The organism is Micromonospora sp. NPDC003776 (genome assembly GCF_053605645.1).
The window spans coordinates 1-14578 of record NZ_JBSGJR010000109.1 but is presented as its reverse complement, the minus strand read 5'-3'; the positions used below and the strand labels follow the sequence as shown (position 1 = coordinate 14578).

Below are 14578 nucleotides of genomic sequence, written 5' to 3'. Positions count from 1 at the left end.
GTGATCACTAGGCGTAGGAACCTTCATGATCACTGATGCCTGTGCCCGTCTCCTACCCGCCCGATCCCCACTGACCTATTTGCGCGGCCTCTAAGGGTTGTCTCGCTGCTCTTCTGGTCAAGAGTTCCGGTGGACTGTCAGGAGTGATGATCAGAGACTGTGGTGATGGAGCCGACAGAGAGTGCGCTGATCGTCGCCGTGCCCGAGGCCGAGCGGGCCGTGGGGCGCTTCCGGTCCGCTCTGGACATCGCGGCTAGCTGGGGAGTGCCCGCTCATGTGACCGTGCTCTACCCGTTCTTGCCCCCAGACCGGATCAACGACGATGTGCTCGCCACCCTGAGCCAGATCTTCGAAGCCACACCGCGGTTCGATATCTCGTTCGCGGAGGTCAAGTGGTTCGGAGATACCGTGGTCTGGCTCTCGCCGCAGCCGGATGGCGGGTTGCGCCAACTCACCGCGGCCGTGTGGCGGCGATTCCCCGAGGCTCCGCCGTATGCCGGCGCCCATGCCGACGCCGTACCGCATCTAACCATCGGCCATGACGCACCGAAGCGCGTCCTGGCCCAAGCTGCCAATGCTGTCGCCGGCCACCTGCCGATCCGCGCCACTGTCGACGCGGTCCGGCTCGTTGCCGGGGCACCGGAACCCCACTCCTGGCACACACTGCGCGAGTTTCGGCTCGGCCCTGCATAGCGTTGCTGTATTGCTGCAGCCCTTAGCCGACCCGTACTAACCCAACTCCGGACGAGCACGTAGCGATCGGCAACGATGTCTGTGTGCAAGCGATCACCGCGCCCCGGTCAGACTGGATTCACCCGTTCACCGGCCTGCGCCCTACCCAGTTTCGACGGCTGGTGCGCCTGGTTGCCGCCCGTGACGGCCCCGCCATCGCCGGCGGCCGCCCGGGCCGGCAGTGGGCACTGAGCCTGCCAAGCTGAGGCACTGTCCGGTTTCGTCAGGTCGTGACAGACCGGCGGCGAGTTCGATCGGCCTGACAGCCCCGATCTGGGCGGTGCATGTCATCCACGACATGCCCGCCCGGTGGGGACCACTGGTTTCGGCGGGCCAACGGGTCCGGCTGGCTGGCGTGGCGTACTGACACCGCAGCCCTTCGCATGACGCGAGGGAGGAGCGCCCCCACCGGACGACCGCGGCCCAAGGTCGGGTCCCCACCGTGGCGGCCCGCTAATTGCTGCGGAGGCCCGCACATGCACACGATCGCTGTCCTCAACGACCTGGTCCTGGCCGCCCCCGCCCCCGCGTCTGGCAGCGGCGGAGGCCCCAACTCGATTGCTCAGGTCATCTCCAACATCACCGGCTGGATCATGGGCATCATCGCGTTGGTCGCGACGATGTTCCTGGTCATCGGCGGCCTGCGCTACATGGCCGCCGGCGGCGACCCCGCCCAGGTCGAGCAGGCGAAGGGCAACTTCAAGTCCGCCCTGGTCGGCTACGCACTCGCGGTGCTGGCCCCGGTGGTCCTGCAGGTGTTGCAGGGCATCCTCGGCGGCTGAGGCGGCCACCATGGTCGACTGGCTGATGAACGGCCTGGTCAGCTGGCTCGCCCAGAAGGTCACCGACCTTCTCGGCGGCCTGCTGGCCTTCCTGGCCTCCTCCATCTTCGTGTCGCCGGACGTCACCGTCCTGCCGCAGGTGACCTCGATCGCCGGCAAGGGTGCGCTGGCCGTCAACGCCTGCTTCATCCTCGCGATCATCGCCGTGGGCGTCGCCGTGATGGTCGGCGACTCGGTGCAGATGCGCTACGGCGCCAAGGAGCTGCTCCCCCGGCTTGTCGTCGGGTTCGTCCTGTCCGCGTTCGCGGTCCCGCTGACCGGCGTGCTCATCGACGCCGCCAACGCGCTGACAGTGTCGTTGACCGGCACGTCCGCGCCGACCACCGAGGCCGTCACCTTCGTTCGGGCGCGACTGGCCTCGGCGATGACCGACCAGAGCGCCGCCCTGCTGATGACCATCATCGGGCTGCTGATCGTCGTGTTGATGTTCATGCTCGTCGGCACCTGGCTGGTGCGGATCGGGCTGCTGGTCGTCCTGGCCGGGATCGCGCCGGTGGCACTGGCGTGTTACGCCACGCCGTGGACGCAGGGTGCGGCGCAGCTGTGGTGGCGCAGCCTTCTCGGCTGCCTGGCCACACCGGCCCTGCAGGCGGTCGCGTTCTCCGCCGGCATCAACCTGCTGATGGACCCGGAGTCGAACCTGCCGATGCTGCTCGGTCTGCCCGGCTCGGACGCGCTGAACCTCCTGCTCGTCATCGTGGTGCTGTGGGTCACGATCAAGATCCCGGGGATGGTGCGCCATTACGCCACCCGGGCGGGATCACCGAACACGGGCGGGGTTGTGCTGCGCGCGGTGTTCGTCCAGGGCTTCGCCCGCCATCTGCCGCTGGGGCGGATCGGCCGTACCGCGCTGCGAGGTGGGCGATGACCCACGAGGACACCACCCCGCGCGCAGTCGTGCCGGCGAACGTGAACGAGCCCGACCGCATCGCGTTCGGGCTCACCTTCCGGCAGCTCGGCATGATCGGCGGTGTCGGTCTGGCCGGCTTCGGCATTTACCGCGCCTTCGGTCGGCTGCTGCCGCCGGCAGCGTGGATCGTCGCCGGGATCATCGGGTTCGCGGCCGCGATCGTGGTGGGGCTCGGCCGCCGTGACGGCCTGCCCCTGGACGTGTGGCTACGGCACGGTCTCGCCCTCTCCCGTGGCCCACGCACACTGACGCCGGGGACGGCTCGGGCCAGCTCTGTCGCCGTCGTCGCGGGCGAGCCGTGCGTCCCGGCGCCGCTGCGCTCTCCGGTCACGAAGGTCAGCCCGACCGGAGTCCTCAGCAGCGAGGGCAGCGACAAGGTGCTGATCGCCTGCGGCACCACGAACATCCATCTGCGCACCGGTGGCGAGCAGGGGGCGCTGCTGGACGGGTTCGGCCGGTTCCTCAACAGCCTGACCGGGCCGGCGCAGATCCTCGTCGCCGCGCAGCGGCACGACCTGTCCGCCTACGCGCAGGCGACTGTCGACCACGCGCCGCGCCTACCCCATTCCGCCCTGTCCGCGGCTGCTGAAAACTACGCCGGCTTCCTCCTCGACTTGGACAACCAGCGGGATCCGTTGCGCCGCCAGGTCCTGGCCGTCGTGACCGGCGCGCACGCCGCCGATGCCGCCGTACGCGCCCTGTCTGGGCTCGGTGTCGAAGCCGCTGCGCTGGACGGGCCTGCCGTCGCCGCCGCGCTCGCGGCAGCGGTCGACCCGTTCTCTGCTCCGCCGCCTGGCCCCCGCGCGGTGCCCGGCGCCCCGATCACCCTAAGGAGCACCACGTGAACCTGCTGAAGTTCAAAAAGCACAGCGTCGCGGTCGGGGACGGCATGCCCGCCCCGGCGGCGTTGTCGGTCACCGCGTCACACGTGCAGGTCGGCGACGGGTACGCCGCCACCTGGGCCGTGTGCGGCTACCCCGCCGAGGTCGGCCCCGCCTGGCTCGATCCGCTGCTGTCCTACCCTGGCCGGGTCGACGTCGCCGTGCACCTGGACCCGGTGGTGCCGCAACTGGCCGCGCCGATGCTCAAACGTCAACGCGCTCGCCTCGAGTCCTCCCGCCGCCTCGACGCCGACCAGGGCCGCCTGGGCGACCCGATGGTGGAGGCGGCAGCAGCCGACGCCGCGGACCTGGCCGAACGGGTCGCCCGCGGCGCCGCGAAGCTGTTCGAGGTCGGCATCTACGTCACCATCCACGCCCGTACCCTCGACGAGCTTGCCACCGTCGCCGCCGGTGTGAAGTCCGCCGCCGCCAGCGTGCTGCTGGATCTACAGCCGGCGACGTTCCGCCACCAGCAGGGCTGGATCTCCACCTTGCCGGTCGGCGTGGACCCGCTGCGGATGCGCCGCATCCTGGACACCACCGCCCTCGCCGCGGCGTTCCCCCTCGCCTCGCCCGACCTGGCCGCCCCCTCCCCCGGCACGATCACCCCGCCCGACGGTGTGCTCTACGGGGTCAACACCAGCAGCAACGGGGTGCTGATCTGGAACCGGTGGGCGCAGGACAACCACAACAGCGTGGTCCTGGCGCGCAGCGGCGCCGGGAAGTCGTACTTCGTCAAGCTGGAAGTGCTGCGCAACCTGTATCAGGGCACGACCGTTAGCGTGATAGACCCGGAGGACGAGTACGCGGCCCTCGCGGAGCACGTGGGCGGGACGGTCGTGCAGCTCGGCCAACCGGGCGTGCGCATCAACCCGCTCGATCTGCCCGCCGACGACCGGCCCGACACGCTGACCCGCCGCGGGCTGTATCTACACACGCTCATCTCGGTCATGCTCGGGGCTACTCCCCCGCCGGCCGAACGAGCCGCCCTCGACCGGGCCATCACCGTCACCTACAACCGGGCCGGGATCAACGGCGACCCGACCACCTGGACCAAACCCGCCCCACTGTTGCGGGACCTGGCCGAGGTACTGGCCGCCGACGATGACCCGGCCGCCGGGCAGCTCGCCGCGCGGCTCGCCCCGTGGACGGTCGGGAACTTCGCCAGCCTGTTCGACGGACCGACCACCACCATCCCGCGCGGCCACCTGGTGGTGTGGTCGCTGCGGCACCTGCCCGACGAGCTGCGCACCGTGGGCACACTGCTAGCCCTGGATTCGATCTGGTCAGGCATCGACACTCCCGCCACGAACGGCCCCCGGCGGCGGCAGCTCGTCGTGGTCGACGAAGCGTGGCTGCTGATGCGCGACGGCGAAGGCGCACGGTTCCTGTTCCGGATGGCAAAGGCCTCCCGCAAGCGATCCGCTGGGCTGTGCGTCATCACCCAGGACGCAGCCGACGTGTTGTCGACCGACCTCGGCCTCGCTGTGGTGTCCAACGCCGCGACCCAGGTGCTGATGCGCCAGAGCACCCAATCCATCGACGCCGTCAGCGACGCGTTCAACCTGACCGCCGGAGAATCGCGGCTACTGCTGTCGGCGCCGCGCGGCGAGGGCCTGCTCGTCGCCGGCCGCAGCCGGATTCCGTTCCGCGCCCTGGGGTCTTCGGCCGAGCACAAGATTGCCCTGACGGGCTTCGAGTTGGAGGAACCTGAGCGGTGACGGCGACCGAATTCCAGGGTCTGCATCCGCTTCTGCCGATATGAGTCCGTCGGCCTAGCACTCGACCTAGCCCAACTGTGCCGCGTCCGGGCCCTCGCCCCAGATGTTCATGATCGTCCAGCGTGTTAGCCCGTAGACCAACGTCCAGCCGACCGGCGTCAGGTAGGACACCACAATGACAAAAGCTGCGCCGGTGCCGGCGCGGATCCGATCCCGCAGTGCCTGCTCCCCCTCGCCCTTCAGCGCGCGCCACCCCCGCCAGGCAAGAAGCGCAGCGAACAGCGGGGCCAACCAGGCCACCGCCATGGCGAGCACGGTGAACCAGGCGAACGGATGAGCCAGCGAGCCGCGCACCGACTGCCCCTCACCCAGCGGCGCGTACACCATGTCGTACACGCTGTTGCTGTTCCCGCCGTGCGCCCCGCCAAGGAGCCCGAAGAGGAAGAAGAGAACCGCGAGTCCGAAAGCCCATACCAGGGCCAGCTGCGCCCGCCACAGTCCGTTCGTCATCAGTCCAGCACCCAGCTCAGCAGCAGCCGGCCCGGTGGCAGCAGCGTGAAAACGAGGAAGGCCAGCGTGAGCCCGGCCGCGCCGAAGACCCAACGCCGCAGCGCGTCGGACATCTCCCGACGCTGCCTGGCCAGCGAGGTGAACGACATCAGCAGAAAGAGGACCGCAGCCATCGGCCCCACAATCGTGATGATCATGGCTGGGATCAGCAGCACCAACATCGACCCGCCGAACACGTCGCCGGGCGCCTGACATCCGGTCGTCCGGGAGCAGTGATCGCTCCCCTGAAAGGTGAACGTCAGAAGGTAGGGAACGACCGCGCCCGCCAGATAGAGCGCCACCATCGACAGCTGCCCGATCACAAGCAACCGCGCCGCGACGAAACGGGACCCCGGCTGTGACACCCACGGAGCATACGGGTCTGTGGATCTCCAGGGCCAGCGCGAGCGTGCGGGATCATGTCGCTGCTCCAGGCGATCAGCTTTGGGTGGTGGCTGCCTCGGCGCGCGCGGTTGGCGGGTGACCGCGATGTCACCATCGCCACAAGGCCGCGACGGTCGATCATTGGCTGAGTGATCGGACGCATACTCTTCCGCCGTTCGTGCGCTCGGCCTGTTCGCCGGCCGTCACGGTTGCGTGGATTGCGTTGGATCGCCGCCGTAGAGGGCTGCGAAGACGCGGTCCCGCAGGATCTCGTACTGCCGGCGGCATCGCCGAGGTGGGCCCGGCGGGCGTTGCTGGACTTGACCGCCGACAACGACTTCCGGTGGCTGGAACTGATCAGCTGTCAGGTCGACCTCGCGGCCGTCGGCCAAACGATTCCAGTAGTGGTAGCCGACCTTGGCGTCTCCGACGAGGACCTCGCCGAGGACCAGCTCTCCGCCGAGCAGGTCCTGAATGATCAAGGCCGTCACCCCGCATTGACCACGGGCTGCGTTGCCGGCGTGCCAATCCTGCACATCGTGCGGGTCACAGGTATCCGCTCCCCAGCCGCCGCGCAGTACCGGCCGCAGCATCTCCAGGTCAATCGCGAGAGGGACTGATCGTTGGTCGCGCTTTTCAGACGTCATCCAGGAAGGGTCAGCCCTCGACCGGGTCGAGAGTCAAGAAGTACCCCGCCTCGGGTCCTGGCCGGCCGAACGGCGCCACTAGCGGGCGCGCTCATCTGCCGCAGATAGTGAACGCTGTGACGTGCCCGTGCCCGTGCCCGTGCGCGGTGCTGAGGTGAGGTTGAATGGCCCCGTGCCACGCATGAGTCGGTCCCGGTACGCCGGCGTTCTCGCACATCACGACGACAAAGTCGTTCTCGTGTACGAGGAGTACCCACGGTGGGGCGGCCCCTACTGGAACATCCCGAGCGGGCGGATCGAGGACCACGAGACGCCGTTTGAGGGCGCCTGCCGAGAGTTGGCCGAGGAGACAGGTCTGGTCGTCGCAACCGCGGACCTCGTTCTTCATGGCACGGCGGCGGTGACCGGAGCAGTCACCGTCAGCCGGGTGTGGAACTTCACCGTCGACGTGGTGGATCCGACCCTGCACGTCCGCGACCCAGATGGTCTGATTCAGGAGGCCCGCTGGTTCCCCGTCGAAGAAGCAAGCCGCTTGCTTCATGAGTTGCCCTACAGGCCGCTGTCGGAGCCGTCAGTTGCGGTCCTCACCCGTCAGGCTCAGCCGGGCGCCCATTGGGCGTATTCCGATCCGGAAGCGGAGCCGGTTGTCACCTACCCCAACCGGTGAAGGACATTGCCACGTCCCTGTCCTGCTGATGACCAAGATGCCCCGAGACCTTGCTGGACCACGGCGACGAGCCCCGCGGACGGACTACAGCGTGTTCGCCTCCCGAACCGTTCTCGATCTCTGTCGTCTACCGGATCTGCCGCGGTCCGGGCGCTACGGGTCGGTGGCTTCCAGACCTTGCGGACACTCGCGTCCGGCGCGTCGGTGAGTGCGGGGTGGCGCGGTACGCCCTCAGCGGTTCCAGCGCGGACGCCGTGCGCGAAGGAACGCCGTGGCCATCGTGCGCCGCGTTGGCGTGCCGGCCGCGGCCAGGGCGGTCATGTACGTGTCGAGACGCTCGCGTTCGTCGTCGGTCAGGGCGGCGACGATCGCTTCGCCGTACGTGGGGACCAAGGGGTTGGGCGCCACGCGCTTGAGTGTTTCCCAGTCCCCGATCGGGTCGGCGGGTACGTCGACCTGGGCGCGGTAGTCCAGTTCCACCGCCTCGAAGCCGGCGGTCACCGCCCAGTCGACGAGGTCACGCTCGTCGAAGTCCATCATCGGTCGCGTGGTTTCCTCGGTGGTGCCCCGGTAGACATCGCGGACCTTGGCGATCAGGTCGATCACGGGCGAGTTGCCCATGCCGAACAGATCATCGGGCCGGAGCTGCTCCACGAAGCGGTTGATGGGCTCGAACAGGGAAATCCGTCCGCCCGGCCGCAGGACCCGGAAGAACTCCGCGAAGGCGGCGGCCTTGCGATCGGAGTAGATAAGCACCGACCGAGTAGTCACGACGTCGACAGAGGCGTCAGCAATTCCGGCGAGATCATCGGCCGACGCGACCACAAAGCTGCACCGCCCGTCGCCACTGGCGGTGCGCCGGCACTCGTCGAGCACATCCAGTGAGACATCGCTGAAAATGACATGACCGTCCGGGCCGAGTCGATCCAGCGCGCCGAACCCGATCAGTCCCGTCCCGCAGCCCACGTCGAGGACCACGTCGTCGGTCGCCAGGCCAGCTCCGTCAAGGACGCCGTCACGGAACGCCGCCAGCTCTGAGGCGTTGCGGGCGCGCAAGCTCGCGCTGTCGCCGTCGCGGCGGGTCAAGAGCCACTGTGCCCACTTGTCCGTCGCCACCGGGTCATCGTAACGCCGCCGCATACACGGACATTCGTGTACAGGCCTTGACCACGGCGCTCGGATCTGCCGCAGAGCGCGCAACCGCCTAGGGCCTTGCCCTGAAGCTCGCTTGAGGTCGGAGCATGAGCGCATGACGGTGACGGACGAGACGCGACAGGCGCTGGATCGGCAGCGAACTATGGAGATCAGCACGACCGGGCGACGGAGCGGCCGCTCCTATGCCGCGTCAAGTGGTTGGGGTGGGGTTTCGAGGCGCCGGTAGAGCTCTCGGGCGATGTAGCGCTTGAGGCAGCGTTTGATCTCGCGGTCGGTCTTGCTCTGGCGCGGCGGCGGTCGGCGTAGGCGCGGGTGGGTTGTGGCGTTGCAGTCGGCACAGGGCGACGGTGTGCAGGGCGCGGTGCGCTGGCGGTCGCCTGAGCGGTTGAGGCGGTAGCGGACGGTCTTGCCCGAGGACGCGGGGATCGGGGCCACGCCGGCGAGCATCGCGAAGGCGGCGTCGTTGCGGCAGCGTCCGGGGTGGGACCAGGCGGTGAGCACGGTGGCGGCGACGATCGGTCCGACGCCGCTGAGGCCTAGTGCCGTGACCAATAACGTTGACGGTGTTGGGTGACACGGCGCCCGGGCTGATGGCCGAGCGGGTCGCCGCCAGGAATCCGGTTCGGCAAGTATCTGGCGCGGCCTACGATTCGGCGGTGGGTCCCTCGCTGACTGTTCGCTCGGCCCGGGTCGAGGACGTCGCCCAGATGGCGTGTGTGCATGTTCGGTGCTGGCAGGAGACGTATCGGGGACTCATGTCGGATGCGGTCCTTGATGATCCGCGTTTCCCCGCTGCTCGGGAGCGGTTCTGGACTGCCGCTTTGACCGATGAGCGATATCGCGGGAACCGGGCGGCTGTGGCCGAGCGGGAGGGCGAGTTGATCGGGATCGCGATGTCGGGGCCGCCGCTGGACGCTGCGGCGGCGTGGGCGAGGCAGCTGTATGTGCTCTACGTGTATGCGGCCAATCACGGCACGGGTGCTGGGGGTGCGTTGTTGCAGGCCGTCATCGAGCCGGCGGAGTCGGCGGGGCTGTGGGTCGCCGATCCGAACCCTCGCGCGCAGGCGTTCTACCGCAAGCATGGCTTCGTCGCCGACGGGACGGCCCAGGTCGAGGACGGCGTGCGGGAGATTCGAATGATCCGCGACGTGCAGGCGCCGTCGCTGATGCTGTGAACGAGAACGTTTGGAGTCTTGGGTCAGGCTGCGCGGGCGGCGGGTTGGCCCCAGCGTCGTTGTCGTTCGCTGCGGATGCGGGCGCGTTCTCGGCGTTGGGCGGCCAGGACGTCGGGGTGGCGGGCGTTGGCGTTGCGCCAGCGCAGGTATGCCTGCAGTTTCCGGGTCAGCGCGGGGTGGTTGGGGTGGTTCGAGCTGGCGATGACGAAGGTGCGTAGCGGCCCGAACTGGGCCTCGATCGGGTTGGCCCAGGAGGCGTAGGTCGGAGTGAAGCAGAGCTCGACCTTGTTCCTGGCCGCCCACCTGCGGATCTTCTTGCCTTTGTGGGCGGACAGGTTGTCCAGGATGACGTAGATCGGCGCCCCGTCGGGCCGCGCGGCGCGGATCGACTTGAGCGCCGCGAGGGTGTTCGCGCCGCTCTTACGGCGCCGCACGACGCCCCAGAGCTGGTCGTCGCCGACGGAGTAGCAACCGTGGAACTGCCGGACCCCGTGCAGCTTGTGGTAGTTCGCGGGCAGCCGGTGCGGGTGCCCGGCCGACGCCCAGCCGGCGCCAGCCTGCGGACGGATCACCAGTGGCCCGAACTCGTCGAACGCGAACACGCGTTGTGGGAAGTGGCTGCTCACGTACTCGATCCGGGCGAGTTTGGCATCCCGCTGCGGGTCGGTGGACTCCTTCCACGTCTTGGTCCGCTGGAAGGTGATCTTGTGCCGGTGCAGGATCTGCCGCAGCCGTTCCCGCCCGATCCGGACCCGACGAACGGCATGCGAGCCCAGGTGGTCGGCGAGCTTGCGGATGCTCCAGCGGGTGAACGGCCGCCCCAGTTTCTCGGGGCGGGTGTTGGCCGTCTCGACGATGAACTGTTCCTCGTCAGGACTGATCTGGCGGGGACGGCCACCCGCCCACTGAGGGTCCAGGCTGGCCATCCCCATCTCGTTGAACCGGTGGATGACCTGCCGGATCGTGTCCTCGTCGGCTTGGACCAGGCGGGCGATCGCCGGCACCGTGTTCCCACCGGCAGACGCGAGCACGACCATCGCCCGCCGTAGTCGGATCGGTGAACCGGTTCCCCGGCGGGTGATTCTGAGCAGCTGCTGACCTTCCTGATCACTCAGCCGCCGCACACGTACAAGATCTGCCACCGCCACAGCCTGACCGCCGCGGCGCCGCCCGACCGGCAGGCCGCACGGCGTGTCATCCAACACCGCGAACGTTCGTGGTCACGGCACTAGCAGGTCGGGTCGCCAGGAGCGGACGATCGCCCGGATCGCTTTTTCGTGCGCGGTGGCTTCGGCATCGAGGAAGCGGACGCGGCGGGCGAGGTCCCGCAATACGGTCAGGCAGGTGAACACCTCGACGTCCGTGCTGGTGGTGGGACGTAGGCGGGTGGCGGTCGTGAGCATGAGCGGGGTGCTTTGGCCGCGGAACCGGGCCCGCACCACCTCGGATGCGGTGATCACCATGGCGTGCAGCTGCCGCTGGGCGTCCGCACCGGCTTCCACGGCTGCCCGGCGGGCAGTCAGTACCCCAGCGAGATGGTGTGGCCAGCGGTGGTCGGGTTGTCCAGTGCGGCGAGGATGGCGAGGGCGAGATCGACGCGGGCGATGGTGATGCCGCCGCGGACGTTGCGGTCGATGGCGGTGCGATAGGGGCGGTGCTTGCCGTCGGTGAGGCGCGGCGGTCGCATGATCGTCCAGTCCAGGTCGCTGTCGCGGACGGCCTGCTCGGTGCGGGCGAAGTCGGCGAATCCTTCCCGCAGATAGCGCCGCAGTATTGGCTTGACACGGTGCAGGTGAACGGACCGTCGCCGGCGTCGATGACGTGTCCGCTCGCGGTGACCACGATCAGGCGCCGGGTGCCCTCGGCGCGCATCGCGGTGATGATCGCGGAGGCGCCGTCGACGCACACCGAGGTGTCCGTTCTGGCACGCGGGCCCAGCGCTGACACCACCGCGTCCTGGCCGGCCACGGCTGGCCAGCCTTCATCAACGGTGCTCCAGCGAACCGACTCGGAGAGTGGGTTCGGCTCTAGGCTCGCACGATCCGTCTCACGCAACACGTCCTGAGCACTCAACTGGCTCCGCCGACCGGGCGTGACGGTGGATGGCGGGCGGACGGGCCGACGCCCGGTCGTGCCGAGATGAGCGCGCCTGATTTTGGAGCCCAGAGGGCGGGTCCCGTCGGCATGACGACGGCAATTCCGCGCGCATACTCGATGCGGCGATACGTGGATCGGATGCTCGTTGCCCGCGTCTCGGCGCGCGGTCGGCGGCTAGGGCGAGGGCGTGGGCGTGGCGAGTGCGGCAACCGGGTGCGGATGGCCGGAACACAGGCGACCGGTGGCGAGCGCAGGCATTCCGGGCTATGGGAAGAGAACGAGCGCGGGGTCGCAGGCCAGGGCAATGAGCTGCTCCACGGTCAGCGGTGGTTCCGTCATCGTGGGCCGGCTGTTGTCGGACTCGGGTGCGTTGTGCGCCCCGGCCAGGATCGTGGTTTGTCCGCTGTAGACCATGACGGTGCGGCCCCAGACGCCGGCGGAGTCGGGACCGAAGTCCATGATCTGGATGCGTTCGCCGTGCGGGCCGGTGCGGCACTCGCCCTTGGCGTCAGGCCCGTTGCACCGGCTGGTCCAGGTATCCGTGCTGATGGTCTCGTGGGTGGCCTGGAACAGCAGCAGTCCGGTGCCGGAGGCCGTGGTCACCAGCGCGGTGGCCGCAAACCCCTCGCCCTCGAACATGCCCGGCCCGGCTACCAGGTAGGGCGTGCCGCGGGCGGGATTGTCGGCGAAGGTGGCGCCGGGCATAGCCGCCGGCACTGCGGTGCGCAGGTAGCACGACATCCGGTTGGCGAGTTGATCCGACCCGCCCGCCTGGGCCGGCGCGGGCGCGCCCTCGCTCGGGACGATCGCCGCCGCTGATGGGATGCTCGCGCAGACCGTCGGATCGTAGGTCCACGTGGGCGAACCGGGCTGGCTCGCGGTGCTGCCAAAGAGGCCTCCCGCCACATGCCCGCCGACCGCCACCACGCCGGCCAGCGCCACGACTCCGCCGGCATAGCCCAACCGGTGCATGGCCCGCGACCGCCGGCCGGCTCGCACTACTTGGTCCGACCGCAGCCGCACAGGTGGTTCGTCGATGGTCACGTGCACCCGCAGCGCGTCCTGGATCGCCTGCTCGTTCATGCTCTCGTCCTTCCATTCATCTCGATATCCGACTCCAGGTGCTTCTTCAGCGTCTCCAAACCCCGGGCGGTCTGGCTCTTGACCGTGCCCTCCGCCATGCCGAGCAGGTCAGCCACCTCCACCACCGACAAGTCGGCCAGATGCCGCAGCACCACAGCCGCCCGTTGTCGCGGCGGAAGCTGGGCCAACACGTGGCTCAGGTCCAGCCGCAGCGCAGGATCGCCAGGCCCAGGCGCACGCTCGTCCCGAACCTGGGGCACCACCGACTCGCGTCGATGCCGGCGTCGATGCGACAGGAACGTGTTGACCAGCACCCGCCGGGCATACGCGTCGGCCGTCTCCAGCCGGACATGCCCCCACCGTCGATAGACAGCAACGAACGCGCTCTGGGTCAGGTCCTCCGCCGTGTGCCAGTCGCCGCACAGCGCGTAGGCCAGGCGACGCAGGGCGACCACCCGACTGCCGAAGAACCCGACGAAATCCGATTCTCGTTGTTCACGATCCACATCGCCTCCCTCATGGCTACCCCATCTACCGCATAGACCCAATGCCAGGTTCAGCCGACTCCAGACGTTTCTTGCGCCCACCGACAGGCCTCGCCGCGTACCTGTGCCATACACGCTGACCATGGCCTGCGGGACATTGGGCGAACCGGACACCACCGACCGTACGGGCGTACGGGCGCGTCGCCAGCGCACCCGGCCGGACGGCGGCACCGGCAAGCGTCAGTGACGATATGAGGGGCACCCGGCGGCCAGCATCGAGGTTGACGGCCTGATGATGTCGGTAGCCGGCGCCCGTGACGAGAGATCTTGCACCCAAGATCGAGCTACCGGATCTGCCGCAGTGCGCTCGCTGCCGGGCAGCGCACGCGAGTGACCGCGCGCAGTACCCGTCTGATCTCGTGGCAGTCGTCTGACGCGCCCGCTCAGTGGTCGACTTCCTGTGCCGCAGCAGCGATCGGCTCGAGCACCGCGATCAGCTCGTCGAGCTCGTCGGCGGTGAGCACGTCGTACGCCGGCGCCGCCAGCTCGTCGGTGAGGGCCTCGATCCGCTCCCTGGCCTCCCGGCCGGCGTCGGTGAACCTGCCGGCGGCGTCCACGAGGCCGCGGCGGCGCAACCCGTCGACGACACCGGCGAGCTGCGCCCTGGGCAAATGGTGGGTCCGGCCGAACTCTTCCGCCCTCATGCCGAGGGAGAGGGCGAGCAGAACGTGGGCCTCGGTGCCGCCGATGCCGTGGGCGAGGAGGGCGGCGTTGTGGCCGTCCCCGCGGTGCTCCCGCAGCAGCGTCGCCGCGTGCCAAAGCCTGGCCACCGGCTCCTCGGGCACCTCGAGCGCCCGGAGTCCGGCGTACAGCGCGCGGCCCTCGGTCGGCGCGCTGACCGCTGCCCGGGTGGCGAGGTCGGCGGCCCGTACCAGAGCGGGGGAGTCGGCGAGCTGCCCGATCCTCTGCCGCAGCGCTGCGGCGCTGCCCCGCTCGCGCACGGCGATCGCCTCCTGCGGGGTGGTCTTCCCCCAGACCCACGGGATGTGGCGCGCCACCTCGCCGTCGGCGAAGTTGTAGAACACCGCGTGCACCACCTCGGCCGGCGCCAGACCCAGCGGCGCGGCCCGGCCCGCGAAGTACCCGTCCCAGTAGTTGCGCATACCCAAGGCCAGGAACGCCTCGTTCGGCACCTCGGAGAAGGTGACGGTGGCGATCGGCTCGACGAGCTCGAACATGCGGTGGATCTT

Annotated in this window: 19 protein-coding genes and 1 pseudogene; 8 read left to right on the top strand and 12 right to left on the bottom strand. The window is 69.2% G+C overall.

Features of this window, described 5'->3' with window-relative positions; translation table 11 throughout:
• The first annotated feature begins 165 nt into the window (after positions 1–165).
• The 5 genes from ACWEVO_RS12395 (at position 166) to ACWEVO_RS12375 (ending at position 5086) form a co-directional block, all read left to right on the top strand.
• A complete protein-coding gene (locus tag ACWEVO_RS12395) occupies positions 166–693 on the top strand; it encodes a 2'-5' RNA ligase family protein (RefSeq protein WP_452307620.1) in 528 nt (175 codons plus the stop codon).
• 515 nt (positions 694–1208) lie between these two features.
• Positions 1209–1514: a pilin gene (locus ACWEVO_RS12390; RefSeq protein ID WP_452307619.1), complete on the top strand. Its 306-nt coding sequence runs from the start codon at positions 1209–1211 to the stop codon at positions 1512–1514.
• Between the two features lie 10 nt (positions 1515–1524).
• Positions 1525–2442 (top strand): conjugal transfer protein TrbL family protein, encoded by a 918-nt coding sequence (locus ACWEVO_RS12385; RefSeq protein ID WP_452307618.1) that lies wholly within the window; start codon positions 1525–1527, stop codon positions 2440–2442.
• Entirely contained in the window at positions 2439–3329 is an 891-nt protein-coding gene (locus ACWEVO_RS12380; RefSeq protein WP_452307617.1) for a PrgI family protein, read from the top strand. Before ACWEVO_RS12385 ends, ACWEVO_RS12380 begins: the two co-directional genes overlap by 4 nt.
• Before the next feature lie 44 nt (positions 3330–3373).
• A complete protein-coding gene (locus ACWEVO_RS12375) occupies positions 3374–5086 on the top strand; it encodes a VirB4 family type IV secretion system protein (RefSeq protein WP_452307623.1) in 1713 nt (570 codons plus the stop codon).
• Between the two features lie 66 nt (positions 5087–5152).
• Here ACWEVO_RS12375 and ACWEVO_RS12370 read toward each other — a convergent pair whose 3' ends face one another.
• The 3 genes from ACWEVO_RS12370 to ACWEVO_RS12360 form a co-directional block, all read right to left on the bottom strand.
• Positions 5153–5596 (bottom strand): hypothetical protein, encoded by a 444-nt coding sequence (locus tag ACWEVO_RS12370; RefSeq protein ID WP_452307616.1) that lies wholly within the window; start codon positions 5594–5596, stop codon positions 5153–5155.
• Positions 5596–6000 (bottom strand): hypothetical protein, encoded by a 405-nt coding sequence (locus ACWEVO_RS12365; RefSeq protein WP_452307615.1) that lies wholly within the window; start codon positions 5998–6000, stop codon positions 5596–5598. Before ACWEVO_RS12365 ends, ACWEVO_RS12370 begins: the two co-directional genes overlap by 1 nt.
• A 222-nt stretch (positions 6001–6222) precedes the next feature.
• Complete coding sequence (locus ACWEVO_RS12360; RefSeq protein ID WP_452307614.1) at positions 6223–6666, bottom strand: YunG family protein; 444 nt, start codon at positions 6664–6666, stop codon at positions 6223–6225.
• A 181-nt stretch (positions 6667–6847) separates the two neighbouring features.
• Between ACWEVO_RS12360 and ACWEVO_RS12355 the strand changes: the two genes are divergently transcribed.
• Positions 6848–7333, top strand: a complete 486-nt coding sequence (locus tag ACWEVO_RS12355; protein WP_452307613.1) for an NUDIX hydrolase — start codon at positions 6848–6850, stop codon at positions 7331–7333.
• Between the two features lie 231 nt (positions 7334–7564).
• Here ACWEVO_RS12355 and ACWEVO_RS12350 read toward each other — a convergent pair whose 3' ends face one another.
• Complete coding sequence (locus ACWEVO_RS12350) at positions 7565–8449, bottom strand: class I SAM-dependent methyltransferase (RefSeq protein ID WP_452307612.1); 885 nt, start codon at positions 8447–8449, stop codon at positions 7565–7567.
• 22 nt (positions 8450–8471) lie between these two features.
• Between ACWEVO_RS12350 and ACWEVO_RS12345 the strand changes: the two genes are divergently transcribed.
• A complete protein-coding gene (locus ACWEVO_RS12345) occupies positions 8472–8714 on the top strand; it encodes an FmdE family protein (RefSeq protein ID WP_452307622.1) in 243 nt (80 codons plus the stop codon).
• Here the strand turns inward: ACWEVO_RS12345 and ACWEVO_RS12340 are convergent.
• Positions 8669–9040 carry a transposase gene (locus ACWEVO_RS12340; RefSeq protein WP_452307611.1) on the bottom strand — a complete coding sequence of 124 codons (372 nt, stop codon included), beginning with the start codon at positions 9038–9040 and terminating at the stop codon, positions 8669–8671. The two genes, ACWEVO_RS12345 and ACWEVO_RS12340, sit on opposite strands and share 46 nt — an antisense overlap.
• 14 nt (positions 9041–9054) lie before the next feature.
• Here ACWEVO_RS12340 and ACWEVO_RS12335 point away from each other — a divergent pair, with 14 nt between their 5' ends.
• On the top strand, positions 9055–9663 hold the full coding sequence (locus ACWEVO_RS12335) for an N-acetyltransferase family protein (RefSeq protein ID WP_452307610.1): 609 nt from the start codon (positions 9055–9057) through the stop codon (positions 9661–9663).
• A gap of 23 nt (positions 9664–9686) precedes the next feature.
• Here ACWEVO_RS12335 and ACWEVO_RS12330 read toward each other — a convergent pair whose 3' ends face one another.
• From ACWEVO_RS12330 to ACWEVO_RS12300, 7 genes and pseudogenes are all read right to left on the bottom strand, one after another.
• On the bottom strand, positions 9687–10805 hold the full coding sequence (locus ACWEVO_RS12330) for an IS630 family transposase (protein WP_452307609.1): 1119 nt from the start codon (positions 10803–10805) through the stop codon (positions 9687–9689).
• Between the two features lie 78 nt (positions 10806–10883).
• Positions 10884–11165 (bottom strand): hypothetical protein, encoded by a 282-nt coding sequence (locus ACWEVO_RS12325; protein WP_452307608.1) that lies wholly within the window; start codon positions 11163–11165, stop codon positions 10884–10886.
• A gap of 17 nt (positions 11166–11182) precedes the next feature.
• The gene (locus ACWEVO_RS12320; RefSeq protein ID WP_452307607.1) at positions 11183–11569 is read right to left on the bottom strand and encodes an NAD(P)H-binding protein; all 387 of its coding nucleotides are present in this window, start codon (positions 11567–11569) and stop codon (positions 11183–11185) included.
• Positions 11500–11721: pseudogene (locus ACWEVO_RS12315) on the bottom strand (NAD(P)H-binding protein); the annotation flags it as partial. The gene ACWEVO_RS12320 and the pseudogene ACWEVO_RS12315, both read right to left, overlap by 70 nt.
• Before the next feature lie 303 nt (positions 11722–12024).
• Positions 12025–12843: a hypothetical protein gene (locus ACWEVO_RS12310; protein ID WP_452307606.1), complete on the bottom strand. Its 819-nt coding sequence runs from the start codon at positions 12841–12843 to the stop codon at positions 12025–12027.
• Positions 12840–13349, bottom strand: coding sequence for a SigE family RNA polymerase sigma factor (locus ACWEVO_RS12305; protein ID WP_452307605.1), 510 nt, complete (start codon positions 13347–13349; stop codon positions 12840–12842). Before ACWEVO_RS12305 ends, ACWEVO_RS12310 begins: the two co-directional genes overlap by 4 nt.
• A gap of 422 nt (positions 13350–13771) precedes the next feature.
• Positions 13772–14575: a MarR family winged helix-turn-helix transcriptional regulator gene (locus tag ACWEVO_RS12300; protein WP_452307621.1), complete on the bottom strand. Its 804-nt coding sequence runs from the start codon at positions 14573–14575 to the stop codon at positions 13772–13774.
• Between the last annotated feature and the right edge of the window lie 3 nt (positions 14576–14578).